This window comes from Micromonospora sp. NPDC005686 (assembly GCF_042871665.1).
Lineage (GTDB): Bacteria > Actinomycetota > Actinomycetes > Mycobacteriales > Micromonosporaceae > Micromonospora.
This window is the reverse complement of record NZ_JBIAIY010000002.1, coordinates 704,744-717,128: the sequence shown is the minus strand read 5'-3', so window position 1 is coordinate 717,128 and position 12,385 is coordinate 704,744. Positions and strand designations below refer to the sequence as shown.

Annotated in this window: 13 protein-coding genes; 7 read left to right on the top strand and 6 right to left on the bottom strand. The window is 73.2% G+C overall.

Annotated elements, in window-relative coordinates; genetic code table 11:
• The first annotated feature begins 81 nt into the window (after positions 1-81).
• Genes ACFYON_RS07310 through ACFYON_RS07295 form a run of 4 tightly spaced genes read left to right on the top strand, consistent with a single transcriptional unit; the run spans position 82 to position 4,051 of the window.
• Positions 82-1,020, top strand: a complete 939-nt coding sequence (locus ACFYON_RS07310) for an ABC transporter permease (protein ID WP_354870704.1) — start codon at positions 82-84, stop codon at positions 1,018-1,020.
• Positions 1,021-1,038: 18 nt separating this feature from the next.
• A complete protein-coding gene (locus ACFYON_RS07305) occupies positions 1,039-1,995 on the top strand; it encodes an ABC transporter permease (protein WP_071097812.1) in 957 nt (318 codons plus the stop codon).
• A gap of 6 nt (positions 1,996-2,001) precedes the next feature.
• Positions 2,002-3,039 carry an ABC transporter ATP-binding protein gene (locus ACFYON_RS07300; protein ID WP_355094240.1) on the top strand — a complete coding sequence of 346 codons (1,038 nt, stop codon included), beginning with the start codon at positions 2,002-2,004 and terminating at the stop codon, positions 3,037-3,039.
• Positions 3,023-4,051 (top strand): dipeptide ABC transporter ATP-binding protein, encoded by a 1,029-nt coding sequence (locus tag ACFYON_RS07295; protein ID WP_355094237.1) that lies wholly within the window; start codon positions 3,023-3,025, stop codon positions 4,049-4,051. The genes ACFYON_RS07300 and ACFYON_RS07295 overlap by 17 nt, the downstream gene beginning before the upstream one ends.
• Before the next feature lie 217 nt (positions 4,052-4,268).
• On the opposite strand, the gene ACFYON_RS07290 is transcribed toward ACFYON_RS07295, so the two are convergent.
• From ACFYON_RS07290 to purN, 3 genes are all read right to left on the bottom strand, one after another.
• Entirely contained in the window at positions 4,269-4,667 is a 399-nt protein-coding gene (locus ACFYON_RS07290; protein ID WP_354870695.1) for a hypothetical protein, read from the bottom strand.
• A 151-nt stretch (positions 4,668-4,818) separates the two neighbouring features.
• Complete coding sequence (purH, locus tag ACFYON_RS07285; RefSeq protein WP_354870693.1) at positions 4,819-6,393, bottom strand: bifunctional phosphoribosylaminoimidazolecarboxamide formyltransferase/IMP cyclohydrolase; 1,575 nt, start codon at positions 6,391-6,393, stop codon at positions 4,819-4,821.
• Positions 6,390-7,010 (bottom strand): phosphoribosylglycinamide formyltransferase, encoded by a 621-nt coding sequence (purN, locus tag ACFYON_RS07280; protein ID WP_354870690.1) that lies wholly within the window; start codon positions 7,008-7,010, stop codon positions 6,390-6,392. Before purN ends, purH begins: the two co-directional genes overlap by 4 nt.
• Positions 7,011-7,189: 179 nt before the next feature.
• On the opposite strand from purN, the gene ACFYON_RS07275 reads away from it, so the two are divergent.
• On the top strand, positions 7,190-7,483 hold the full coding sequence (locus ACFYON_RS07275; RefSeq protein WP_354870687.1) for a CD225/dispanin family protein: 294 nt from the start codon (positions 7,190-7,192) through the stop codon (positions 7,481-7,483).
• Positions 7,484-7,518: 35 nt separating this feature from the next.
• Positions 7,519-8,091, top strand: coding sequence for a DUF4190 domain-containing protein (locus ACFYON_RS07270; RefSeq protein ID WP_354870684.1), 573 nt, complete (start codon positions 7,519-7,521; stop codon positions 8,089-8,091).
• A 75-nt stretch (positions 8,092-8,166) separates the two neighbouring features.
• Here ACFYON_RS07270 and ACFYON_RS07265 read toward each other — a convergent pair whose 3' ends face one another.
• The gene (locus ACFYON_RS07265) at positions 8,167-9,453 is read right to left on the bottom strand and encodes a DUF6350 family protein (RefSeq protein ID WP_354870681.1); all 1,287 of its coding nucleotides are present in this window, start codon (positions 9,451-9,453) and stop codon (positions 8,167-8,169) included.
• Positions 9,454-9,611: 158 nt separating this feature from the next.
• Between ACFYON_RS07265 and ACFYON_RS07260 the strand changes: the two genes are divergently transcribed.
• A complete protein-coding gene (locus ACFYON_RS07260) occupies positions 9,612-9,881 on the top strand; it encodes a DUF4190 domain-containing protein (RefSeq protein WP_354870678.1) in 270 nt (89 codons plus the stop codon).
• Positions 9,882-9,937: 56 nt separating this feature from the next.
• On the opposite strand, the gene sucD is transcribed toward ACFYON_RS07260, so the two are convergent.
• Both sucD and sucC read right to left on the bottom strand, forming a co-directional pair.
• Entirely contained in the window at positions 9,938-10,825 is an 888-nt protein-coding gene (gene sucD / locus ACFYON_RS07255) for a succinate--CoA ligase subunit alpha (RefSeq protein WP_354870676.1), read from the bottom strand.
• 2 nt (positions 10,826-10,827) lie between these two features.
• A complete protein-coding gene (sucC, locus tag ACFYON_RS07250; protein ID WP_354870673.1) occupies positions 10,828-12,006 on the bottom strand; it encodes an ADP-forming succinate--CoA ligase subunit beta in 1,179 nt (392 codons plus the stop codon).
• Positions 12,007-12,385 lie beyond the last annotated feature (379 nt).

Here is a 12,385-nt window from a genome sequence, read left to right as displayed (position 1 = left end):
TGACGGGCCGGGCCACCCCCACCGGGTGGCCCGGCCCTGGCATTGGCCCGCATTTACCCTGTTTTCGGCAGACTTGCCAGCATGCTCCGCTTCATCCTGCGGCGACTCCTCCAGATGGTCCTCGCGTTCTTCGGGACCACGTTGATCGTCTACGCGCTGATGTTCGCCGGGCAGGGCGACCCGATCCAGGCCCTCGCCGGAGAGCGGCCGGTGACCGCGGCGCAGCGGGCCTACCTGACCGAGAAGTACCACCTGGACGCGACGGGGGTCGGCGGCTTCTTCTACCGCTACTTCGACTACCTGGGCGGCCTGGTCCAGGGGGACCTCGGGCAGTCGCTGACCGGGCGGCAGATCAGCGACATCCTCGCCGCCGCCTGGCCGGTCACCGTGAAGCTGGCCGTGATCGCGATGGCCGTGACGGTGATCTTCGGGGTCACCGCCGGCGTGATCGCGGCCATCCGCCGCTCCGGCGTGTTCGACCACGCCACGCTCGTGCTCACGCTGCTGGTGCTCGGCATCCCCACCATCGTGCTGGCTCCGCTGGCCCAGTACTTCCTCGGCGTACGGTGGCCGGTCTTCCCGCCCACCGCCGGGGCCCAGCCGTCCTTCTACGCGCTGCTGCTGCCCGGCATCGTGCTCGGCTCGCTGTCCCTGGCCACCGCGCTGCGGCTGACCCGTACCTCGGTGACCGAGAACCTGCGCGCCGACTACGTCCGCACCGCCCGCTCCAAAGGGCTGCGGCGGCGCCGCATCGTCGGCGTGCACGTGCTGCGCAACTCACTCATCCCGGTGATCACCTTCCTCGGCGTCGAGCTGGGCAACCTGATGGGCGGCGCGATCATCACCGAGGGCGTGTTCAACGTCCCCGGCGTCGGCTTCAACCTGTTCCGCGGCATCCGCACCGAGGACGGCCCGCTGGTGGTCGGCATCGTCAGCGTGCTCGTCGTGGTCTACCTGCTGTCCAACCTGGTGGTGGACGTGCTCTACGCCGTCCTCGACCCGAGGATCCGCTATGAGTGAGCGCAGCGAGGTGCGGCCGTGAGCGACTTCGAGACGGTGGCGGCGACCGAGAACCAGGCCGCGCGGCGCGGCGTCTCCGGCGAACCGGGCACGCCCGGCCGCGCCGGGCGGCCGGACCGGGCCCGCAGCCTGGCCGGGGACGCCTGGCGGGACCTGCGCCGCAACCCGGTCTTCTGGATCAGCCTGCTGCTGGTGGTGCTGGTCGCCGCGATGGCCGTCGCACCCGGGCTGTTCGCCGCCAACGACCCGCGTGACTGCGTGCTGTCCCGGCAGCACGCCGGACCGTCCGGCGGGGCCATCTTCGGGTACGACTTCCAGGGCTGCGACACGTTCGCCCGGGCGGTCTACGGCGCTCGCGCCTCGCTGCTCGTCGGCGCGTTCTCCGCGCTGATCACCGGCGTCATCGCGCTGGTCGTCGGCATGCTCGCCGGCTACTTCGGCGGCTGGGTCGACGCGGTGCTGTCCCGGGTGATCGACATCGTGCTCGGCATCCCGCTGCTGCTGGCCGCGATCGTGCTGCTCAAGCGCGTGAGCACCAGCGGCGACACGGTACGGCTGTTCGCGGTGATCCTCGTCCTGGCGCTGCTCGGGTGGACCACGGCGGCCCGGGTGGTCCGCTCCTCGGTGATCACCGCCCGGGAGCAGGACTACGTGGCGGCCGCCCGGATGCTCGGGGCCGGTAACGGCCGGATCATGTGGCGGCACATCCTGCCGAACGCGCTCGCCCCGGCCATCGTGGTCCTCACCATCGCGCTCGGGTCCTTCATCGCGGCCGAGGCGACGCTGAGCTTCCTCGGCATCGGCCTCAAGGCGCCGACCATCTCCTGGGGCATCGACATCGACGCCGGCCGGGTGCACATGCGCGAGTCGGCCACCCCGCTGATCGTGCCGTCGACGTTCCTCGCCCTGACCGTGCTCGCCTTCATCATGCTCGGCGACGCGATCCGCGACGCCTTCGACCCGAAGCTGCGGTGACCGTTCATGTCTCAGAACGCGGTCCGGCCCACGCCGGCCTCACCCACCCCGCCGGGCGGGCACCTGCTTGAGGTACGGGACCTGCACGTCGAGTTCCGTACCCGGGAGGGCGTGGCCCGGGTGATCAACGGGGTGACGTACCACCTGGACGCCGGTGAGACGCTCGCGGTGCTCGGCGAGTCCGGCTCCGGCAAGTCCGTCACCGCGCAGGCGATCATGGGCATCCTGGACACTCCGCCCGCGTACGTGCGCGGCGGGCAGATCCTCTACCAGGGGCGGGACCTGCTCACCCGCCCGGAGGAGGAGCGCCGGCAGGTCCGCGGCGCCGAGATCGCGATGATCTTCCAGGACGCGCTGTCGGCGTTGAACCCGGTCTTTCCCGTCGGCTGGCAGATCGGCGAGTCGCTGCGCGAGCGGGCCGGCATGTCCCGCGCCGACGCGCGCAGGCGCACCGTCGAGCTGATGGACCTGGTCCGGATCCCGGCGGCGGCGAAGCGGCTCGGCGACTACCCGCACCAGTTCTCCGGCGGCATGCGGCAACGCGTCATGATCGCCATGGCGCTGGCGCTCGACCCGAAGGTGCTGATCGCCGACGAGCCGACCACCGCGCTGGACGTCACGGTGCAGGCGCAGATCATGGACCTCCTGGCCGACCTGCGCCGGGATCTCGGCATGGCGCTCATCCTGATCACCCACGACCTGGGCGTGGTCGCCGGCGTGGCGGACCGGATCGCGGTCATGTACGCGGGCCGGATCATCGAGCACGCCGGCGTGCACGCGCTGTACCGGGCGCCGGCTCACCCGTACACGAAGGGGTTGCTGGAGTCGATCCCGCGCCTGGACGTGCGCGGCCAGGCACTGTCCAGCATCCGCGGGCTGCCGCCGAACCTGATGGCGATCCCGTCCGGCTGCCCGTTCCACCCCCGGTGCCCGTACGTCCAGCCGGTCTGCGTGGACGAGGTGCCGCACGACCTGGTGCTCGGCGACGGGCGGACCAGCGCGTGTCACTTCGCCCAGGAGGTGCACGATGACCGCGACGGCTGAACCCGCCAAGGTGCGCGGCGAGACGCTCCTCGCCGTCGACCACCTGGTCAAGCACTTTCCGATCAGCCAGGGCGTGCTGTTCAAGAAGACCATCGGCCAGGTCAAGGCCGTCGACGGCGTCTCGTTCGAGCTGCGGCGCGGCGAGACGCTCGGCGTGGTGGGCGAGTCCGGCTGCGGCAAGTCGACGCTGGCCCGGCTGCTCATGCGCCTGGAGACGCCCACCGCCGGGCGGGTCACGCTGGAGGGACGCGACCTGCTCCGGGCCACCGGGGCGGACCTGCGCCGGCTGCGCCGCAACATGCAGATGGTGATGCAGGATCCGTACACCTCGCTGAACCCGCGAATGACGGTCGGCGACATCGTCGGCGAGCCGTTCGAGATCCACCCGGAGGTCGCGCCGAAGCGCAGCCGGCGGCAGCGGGTGCAGGAGCTGCTGGAGGTGGTCGGGCTCAACCCGGAGCACGTCAACCGCTACCCGCACCAGTTCTCCGGCGGCCAGCGGCAGCGCATCGGCATCGCCCGGGCGCTGGCGCTGCGGCCCGAGATCATCGTCTGCGACGAGCCGGTGTCGGCCCTCGACGTGTCCATCCAGGCCCAGGTGATCAACCTGTTGGGGCAGCTCCAGGACGAGCTGGGGCTGTCGTACATCTTCATCGCCCACGACCTGTCGGTGGTGCGGCACATCTCCGACCGGGTGGCGGTGATGTACCTGGGCCGGATCGTGGAGATCGGCACCGAGGAGCAGATCTACCAGCGCGCTACCCACCCGTACACCCAGGCGCTGCTGTCGGCGGTGCCGGTGCCGGACCCGGAGGCCCGCGACCGGCGGACCATCATCCGGCTCACCGGCGACGTGCCCAGCCCGGCCGAGCCGCCGTCCGGCTGTCACTTCCGGACCCGCTGCTGGAAGGCCGAGGAGGTCTGCGCGACGCAGGATCCGCAGGCGGTGCCCCGCGCGGCGGACCCGCACCCCAGCGCCTGCCACTTCGCCGAGGTACGCGCCGAGGCGTGACGACGGAGGCCCCGTCCCCCGGAGGAAGAGGGGGCGGGGCCTCCGATGCGGGCACGCGTGCGGACGGCGGACCCGGACGAACCCGAGAGGGCCCGGCGGCGTGAGGCGCGCCGCCGTACCGGCGCACGGCAGCTCGCGGCGGAACCGCCGGGTCGACGCGGCGGTTCCGGTACGGCGCGAGCGCGGCGTCCCGGCGCGGGCTGCGGGTTCGGTGCGCTCAGGCGGCCGGCGGGGCGCGCGCGGCGAGCGGGCCGCGCGGCGGCAGCGGCACGACCGGCGGTCGGGGCGCGGGCGCGACCGGCTCCGGCACGACCGGGCCGGCCACGCGCGGGAGCGCGGCCGGGGCCGGGTCGTCCGGGCCGTCGGTGTAGCCGAGGCCGCCGCCGTGCTCGTGCCACGGCCCGGCGACGAGCTCCGGCCGGGAGATTCCGGGGTACGTGCCACGCAGCGCGACAGGGCTCGTTCCGCTCGCCGAGGCGGCGGCCGCGGCGGGCGGCGCGTCGGCGAGCGCTGCGACGATCGGTGCGGTGACGGCGGGCGCGGCCGCCGCTCCCAGCCCGGCCAGGACGAACGCCAGCGTGACGACGACGGCGATCAACCGGTCGCGAACGCGCATGGCACACCTGCCGGGCTCACAGACAGCGGAGACGATCGATCGTCGCCGCGCACACGCTAGCAACCGCCTCCGTCGGCGGGCAACGGCCCGGCGTCCGGGTGCGTCCGCCGTGTGGACGACTGACGCACCCGGACGGGCAGGGCCCGACCGGTCAGTGGAAGAAGTGCCGGGTGCCGGTGAGGTACATGGTCACGCCGGCCGCCTTGCAGGCCGCGATGGTCTCCTCGTCGCGGATCGAGCCGCCGGGCTGCACGATCGCCCGTACCCCGGCGTCGATGAGGATCTGCGGACCGTCGGCGAACGGGAAGAACGCGTCCGAGGCGCAGACCGAGCCACGGGCCCGCTCGTCACCGGCCCGGCTGACCGCCAGCCGCGCCGAGTCCACCCGGTTCACCTGGCCCATGCCGACGCCGACGGTGGCGCCGTCGCGGGCCAGCAGGATGGCGTTGCTCTTCACCGCGCGGACCGCCCGCCAGGCGAACGCCAGGTCGCGCAGCGTCGCCTCGTCGGCCGGGTCGCCGGTGGCCAGCGTCCAGCCGGACGGGTCGTCGCCGGGCGCGTCGACCGCGTCCCGCGTCTGCACCAGCACGCCGCCGCTGACCTGCCGCCACTCCGCCGGCCGTACGGCGAACGCGGGCGCCCGCAGCAGGCGGAGGTTCTTCTTGGCCCGCAGCAACTCCAGCGCGGCCTCGTCGAAGCCGGGCGCCACCAGCACCTCGGTGAAGATCTCCGCGACCTGACCGGCCATCGCCGCGCCGACCGGCCGGTTCACCGCGATCACGCCGCCGAACGCGGAGACCGGGTCGCAGGCGTGCGCCTTGCGGTGCGCCTCGGCCACGTCCGCGCCGACCGCGATGCCGCACGGGTTGGCGTGCTTGATGATCGCCACCGCCGGCTGGTCCGGGAAGTCGTTGGCGGCCCGCCAGGCGGCGTCCGCGTCGACGTAGTTGTTGTAGGACATCTCCTTGCCGTGCAACTGCTCGGCCTGGGCCAGCCCGGCCGGCGCGCCCGGGTCGGTGTAGAGCGCTGCCGCCTGGTGCGGGTTCTCGCCGTACCGCAGCACCGCCTGGCGGCGCAGCGCCAGCCCGGCGAACTGCGGCCAGCCGTCCTGCGCCGGCGCCACTGTGGTGGCGAACCAGTCGGCCACCGCGACGTCGTAGTCGGCGATGTCGGCGAACGCGCGGGCGGCGAGCGCCCGGCGCTGGGCCAGCGTGAAGCCGCCGTCGGCGAGCGCGGCGACCACCGCCGGGTACGCCGCCGGGTCGGTCACCACCGCCACCGAGGCGTGGTTCTTCGCCGCGGCCCGCACCATCGCCGGGCCGCCGATGTCGATCTGCTCCACGCACTCGTCGGCGTCGGCGCCGGAGGCGACGGTGGCCTGGAACGGGTAGAGGTTGGAGACCAGCAGGTCGATGCCGGCGATGCCGTGCTCGTCGAGCTGGGCGGCGTGCGCGTCCTTGCGCAGGTCGGCGAGGAGGCCGCCGTGGATCGTCGGGTGCAGCGTCTTGACCCGCCCGTCGAGGATCTCCGGGAAGCCGGTGACCTGCTCGACCGGCGTCACCGGCACCCCGGCGCCGGAGATCGTCGACGCGGTGCTCCCGGTCGACACGATCTCCACGCCGGCCTCGTGCAGAGCGCGGGCCAGCTCGGCCAGGCCGGTCTTGTCGTAGACGCTGACCAGCGCGCGCCGGATCGGGCGGCGGCCGGCGTCCTCAGTGGCGTTCACGGGATGGTGACCTTTCTGCCGGTGATCGTCCAACCTTCACGAACCAGGCGGCCGACCTGCTCGACGAGCTGGCGCCGCTCGGCGGACTTGATGCGCTCGGTGAGCGCGTCCTCGTCGTCGTCGTCGTGCACCGGCACGGCGACCTGGGCCACGATCGGCCCGGTGTCCATGCCGGCGTCGACGAAGAACAGGGTGGCCCCGGTGACCTTCACGCCGTACGCCAGCGCGTCGCGGGGGCCGTGGATGCCGGGGAACGCCGGCAGCAGCGTGTTGTGCGTGTTGAGGTAGCGGTCGCCGAACGCGGCCAGGAACTCCGGGCCGACCAGCTTGAGGAAACCGGCGCTGATGACCAGGTCGGGCCGGTGCTCGGCGACCCGCGCGGTGAGCGCCTTGTCCCAGTCGACGCGGGTGGGGTGGTCCTTGACGCGCTCGACGAAGGACGGCACACCCGCGTTGGCGGCCCGGTCCAGGCCGGCGATCCCGTCCCGGTCGGCGCCGACGGCGACCACCCGGGCGCCGTACCCGGGGTCGGCGGTGGCGTCCAGCAGCGCCTGGAGGTTGCTGCCGGAGCCGGAGATGAGGACGACGAGGCGGGCGACGGACGCGGGCTCGGTCACCGGGCAACCCTATCGGGCAGGTCAGGCGGCTCGGTTACGGGGCGGCAGCCCATCGGCTGACCTCGCCGATGGCACGATCGCGGTACGCTGCCGGTCGCTCGGTGTCCGGTCTCGCGCCCGGCCCGCACCCCCACGTAGAACCCGGCACGCCGCGTGCCGTCGGACCGAGGAGTCTTCGCATGCAGCCCGGATACCCCCCGCAGCAGCCGCAGCAGATCGACAACAACATGACGATGTCCATCGTCGCGATCTTCCTGTTCTGGCCGCTCGCGATCCCGGCCATCATCAACGCGTCGAAGGTCAACCCGCTGATCCAGCAGGGTGACTACGCCGGCGCCCAGGCCGCCGCCGCCGAGTCCAAGAAGTGGTCCAAGTGGGCCCTCATCGTCGGCCTGATCTGGATCGGCATCATCGTGGTGTGTTGCCTCTTCGGCGGCCTGGCCGGTCTCGTCGGTGGCAGCAGCACGAACTGACCGACAACCCGAACCGATCTGAGGAGCACCCAGACATGCAGCCCGGTTACCCCGGACAGGACCCGTACGGCCAGCAGCCGAACCAGGATCCGACCAGTCAGCCGCATGACCCGTACGCCCCGCCGCCGCAGGCCCCGCAGTACGGCCAGCAGCCGCAGTACGGGCAGCAGCCGGAGTACGGACAGCAGCCGGAGTACGGACAGCAGCCCATCTCGGGCCAGCCGTACGGCCAGCCCACCTCGGGTCAGCCCGCCTACGGCCAGGACCCGTACGCGCAGAAGCAGCCGTACGGCGCCGCGCCGCAGTACCCGGGCACCGGCTACCCGGCCGGGCCGGGCCAGGCCCCGAGCAACACGCTGGGTCTCGTCTCGATGATCCTCGGTATCGCCTCGATCCCGATGGTCTGCTGCTTCTACCTGGGCATCCCGCTCGGTATCGCCGCGGTCATCACCGGCTACCTGGGCCGCCAGAAGGCCGCGCAGGGGCTCGCCAACAACGACGGTCAGGCCAAGACCGGTCTGATCTGCGGCGCGATCGGCGCCGGCCTGGGCATCATCCTGATCATCCTGGGCGTGGTCGCCAACATCGGCCTGCCGACCCAGCCCTGATCGTCCCCGTTCAGGGGCGTCCGCCGACCGGTGGGCGCCCCTGACGCGTATTCCGGCCCCGCCAGGCGCCGCGCGTCAGCGGGCGCGGGCGAGCGTGCGGGTGGCGGCGGCGCCGAGCACCGCGCCCACGCCGATCACGAGCGTGGCCACCGCGGCCACCGCCCACGGCGACGGGCCGATCTCGGCCAGCCGGCCGCCGCCGAGCGGCCCGCCGGAGGCCGCCGCGAACAGTCCGAGCAGCGCGCCGGCGACCGGCCCGGCGAGCGCTGCCGGCAGCAGCAGCGCCGGCCAGCCCACCTCGGCCCGCTCCTCGGCCGCCGTGCGCAGCAGCCGCCGGGCCAGCAGCCAGCCGGCCGCCATCGCGGCCAGCACCGGCACGGCCAGCAACGCGCCACCCAGCCCGTCCATCGGCCCGCGCGGCAGGCCGGCCAGCAGCGGTACGGCCGGCAGCGCGCCGACGGAGACCTCGCTCGTGCGTACGGCGCTGTCGGTGCCGACCGCGAACCCGGGACCGAGCAGGTAGCTGGCCGACCAGGCGACGGCGTTCGGCGCGTAGGCGAGGCTGACCAGCGTGATGCCCGCCTGACCGGCCACCCCGGTCCGGTACGCCCCGATCATGTCGGCCGCGTCGCCGCCGCCGGTGGCCACCGCCAGCCCGGCCGCACCGGCGCCCGCGCCGCACAGGAGCAGCGCCGCGACCAGTCCGGTACGCAGGCCGTCGCGCACCGGTGGGGGGCAGCGCGTGGCCAGCAGCGCCCAGACGCCTGTGGTGCGCAGCGCGCCGACCAGGGCGGCCGGTACGCCGAACGCGGCGAACGTGAGCGCGGCGGTGACCGGGGAGACCCGCAGGCCACCCGCGTCGACAGCGAGCGCGGCGAGCGCACCGAGCAGCGCGTACCCGATGCCGACGGCGACCGCGACGGTGAGCGCCTGGCGGGGCGAGCCCACCCCGCGTGCCCCGACGGCCCGGCTGACGTGCACCCCGGCGCGGGTGAGCCGCCAGACGGCGAGCGCGCTGAGCGCGAGCGGCGCCAGGCCCAGCGGCCCGGCGGTGGTCTGCAACGGGACCCCGTGGCCGAGCAGCCAGCCGACCAGGCCGGCGCGCAACGCGCCGCCGAACGACCCGGCGTCCTCGCTGAGCTGGGCGAGGCCGAGCACGGCGGAGACCGGCAGCCAGGAGGTCAGCGCCGCCCAGAGCGCGGCCACCCCGGCGGCGACCGGTAGCGGAGCCCGGCTGCGCGGCTCCTCACCCGATCGGGGCGCGGGCACCCGCGCGGCCGGACGGGCGCGGCCGGGCGGCCGGACGCCGGCCGAAGGACCGGTGGCCGGACGGCGGGGCTGATCAGGGGTGACGCGTGACATCGTGTCTACTCTGGCACGCCGCGCGAAGGACGGCAGTCCGATACCGGGTCGGCAGCGCGGCGAGTTCGCCGAACCCCGGCCCGGCGGCGGTGATCCGGTCTAGCCTCGGCCTCAGACGCGACCGTTCCCGTCGCGGCGCCGACCGTCCGGAGGAAGCCGTGCACGCTCCGTATCCGCCGCCACCGCCGCCACCGGCCGCCGGCCGCGACCGGACCACGCTCTGGGGCGTCCTCGGCATCGTCTTCGGCCTGTTCTGCTGCGGCATCCTGGGCATCGTCTTCGGCGCGCTGTCGATCCGTGACGCCCGGCGCAACCGCAGGTCGCAGTTGCTCGGCTGGCTGGGCGTCGCGTTCGGCGTGATCAACATCATCGCCAGCGCCGTCGTGCGCGCCCGGGGCAACTCGTACTACCCGTACTGGTACCGCTGAGCGCGAGGGGGCCGACCGGTAACCCGGTCGGCCCCCTCGGCGCGTCACTCGACCGCTCAGCGGCCGGACATGAGCTCCCGCATCAGGTTGGCGGTCTCGGTCGGGGTCTTGCCGACCTTGACGCCCACCGCCTCCAGCGCTGCCTTCTTCGCGTCGGCGGTGCCCGCCGAGCCCGAGATGATGGCGCCGGCGTGGCCCATCGTCTTGCCGGGCGGGGCGGTGAAGCCGGCGATGTAGCCGACCACCGGCTTGGTGACGTTGGCCTTGATGAACTCGGCCGCCCGCTCCTCGGCGTCGCCACCGATCTCACCGATCATGACGATCGCGTCGGTCTCCGGGTCCGCCTCGAAGGCGGCCAGGGCGTCGATGTGGGTGGTGCCGATGATCGGGTCACCGCCGATGCCGACGCAGGTGGAGAAGCCGATGTCGCGCAGCTCGTACATCATCTGGTAGGTCAGCGTGCCGCTCTTGCTGACCAGGCCGATCCGGCCGGAGCCGGTGATGTCGGCCGGGATGATGCCGGCGTTGGACGCGCCCGGCGAGGCGATGCCCGGGCAGTTCGGGCCGATGATCCGGGTCCGCTCGCCCTTGGACTGGTTGTACGCCCAGAAGGCGGCGGTGTCGTGCACCGGCACGCCCTCGGTGATCACCACGGCCAGGTCGATGCCGGCGTCGATCGCCTCGACCACAGCGGCCTTGGTGAACTGCGGCGGCACGAAGATGACGGTGACGTCCGCGCCGGTGTCCTTCATCGCGTCCGCGACGGAGGCGAAGACGGGCAGCTCGGTGCCGTCGAAGTCGACAGTGGTGCCGGCCTTGCGCGGGTTGACGCCGCCGACCACGTTGGTGCCGGCGGCGAGCATCCGCCGGGTGTGCTTGGAACCCTCGGAACCGGTCATCCCCTGCACGATGACCTTGGAGTCCTTGGTCAGCCAGATAGCCATTGTCAGACCCCCGCAGCTGCCAGCTCGGCGGCCCGCTCGGCCGCGCCGTCCATGGTGTCGACCCGCTGGATCAGCGGGTTGGCCGCGCCGTCGAGGATGGCCCGACCGGCCTCGGCGTTGTTGCCGTCGAGGCGCACGACGAGCGGCTTGGTGGCCTTCTCGCCCCGCTGCTCCAGCAGCGCCAGCGCCTGCACGATGCCGTTCGCCACCGCGTCACAGGCGGTGATGCCGCCGAACACGTTGACGAAGACGCTCTTGACCGACGGGTCGGACAGGACGATCTCCAGGCCGTTCGCCATCACCTCGGCGCTCGCGCCGCCGCCGATGTCGAGGAAGTTGGCCGGCTTCACGCCGCCGTGCCGCTCGCCCGCGTACGCGACCACGTCGAGCGTGGACATGACCAGGCCCGCGCCGTTGCCGATGATGCCGACCTCGCCGTCGAGCTTGACGTAGTTGAGGTCCTTGGCCTTCGCGGCCTGCTCCAGCGGGTCCACCGACGCCTGGTCGACCAGGGCCTCGTGGTCCGGGTGCCGGAACGCGGCGTTCTCGTCCAGGGTGATCTTGGCGTCCAGGAGCAGCAGCTTGCCGTCCTTGGTGGTGGCCAGCGGGTTCACCTCGACGAGCGTGGCGTCCTCGGCCACGAACGCCTGCCAGAGCTTGACCGCGACGTCGACCACCTGGTCGGCGATCTCGGCCGGGAAACCGGCCGCGGTGACGATCTCCCGGGCCTTGGCCTCGTCCACGCCGGTGTTGGCGTCGATCGGCGCCTTCACGACCCGGTCCGGGGTCTCGGCCGCGACCTGCTCGATGTCCATGCCGCCGGCCACGCTGGCGATGCAGAGGAAGGTGCGGTTCGCCCGGTCGAGCAGATAGGAGAAGTAGTACTCCTCGGCCACGTCCGCGGTCACGGTGATCATGACCTTGTGGACGGTGTGACCCTTGATGTCCATGCCGAGGATGTCGGTGGCCCGGGCCACCGTCTCCTCCGCGCCCTCGGCCAGCTTCACGCCGCCGGCCTTGCCGCGGCCACCGACCTTCACCTGCGCCTTGACGACCACCCGGCCGCCGAGGCGTTCGGCGATCGCGCGGGCCTCTTCCGGGGTAGTGGCGACGCCGCCGGCGAGCACGGGCAAGCCGTGCCGCTCGAAGAGGTCCCGCCCCTGGTACTCGTACAGGTCCACGATTGCGCGTCCCGTCCCGTCTCCGCGGCGCGCCGTCGCGCCGCCACCAGCTTCGGAAATCAGTTTGACGCCTGTCATCAGATGAGACAGGCCATTTGCCGCAGCCTAACGAGATGGGAACGGGCGGCAACCGAGCGGGTGCGCGGTGTGCGGTAATGCACAGGCCGGGCTCGGCCGGCCCGGTCACCGCCGCGTCGGCGCGGGCGGGCGTCAGCCGTCCGGGGGATGTCCGGCCCGGGGCGTAACCGCCCGTCGGGGGCCTCGTTGAGTGTGATGTCGGCGCGCTGGTCAAGCGCGACGACGGGAGCGGCCGATGCCCTGTCGGTCGAGGGGTGGCGGCGGGGCATCGTGCATAGAGGGGCCGGGCGTGTGAGGGGTG

What these genes read in the sequence shown, in the direction of transcription:
- ACFYON_RS07290 (WP_354870695.1), bottom strand. Translation starts at nt 4,667, where the DNA reads ATGCGCGTTCGCGACCGGTTGATCGCCGTCGTCGTCACGCTGGCGTTC.
- ACFYON_RS07295 (WP_355094237.1), top strand. Translation starts at nt 3,023, where the DNA reads ATGACCGCGACGGCTGAACCCGCCAAGGTGCGCGGCGAGACGCTCCTC.
- ACFYON_RS07275 (WP_354870687.1), top strand. Translation starts at nt 7,190, where the DNA reads ATGCAGCCCGGATACCCCCCGCAGCAGCCGCAGCAGATCGACAACAAC.
- ACFYON_RS07265 (WP_354870681.1), bottom strand. Translation starts at nt 9,453, where the DNA reads ATGTCACGCGTCACCCCTGATCAGCCCCGCCGTCCGGCCACCGGTCCT.
- ACFYON_RS07270 (WP_354870684.1), top strand. Translation starts at nt 7,519, where the DNA reads ATGCAGCCCGGTTACCCCGGACAGGACCCGTACGGCCAGCAGCCGAAC.
- sucD (WP_354870676.1), bottom strand. Translation starts at nt 10,825, where the DNA reads ATGGCTATCTGGCTGACCAAGGACTCCAAGGTCATCGTGCAGGGGATG.
- ACFYON_RS07300 (WP_355094240.1), top strand. Translation starts at nt 2,002, where the DNA reads ATGTCTCAGAACGCGGTCCGGCCCACGCCGGCCTCACCCACCCCGCCG.
- ACFYON_RS07310 (WP_354870704.1), top strand. Translation starts at nt 82, where the DNA reads ATGCTCCGCTTCATCCTGCGGCGACTCCTCCAGATGGTCCTCGCGTTC.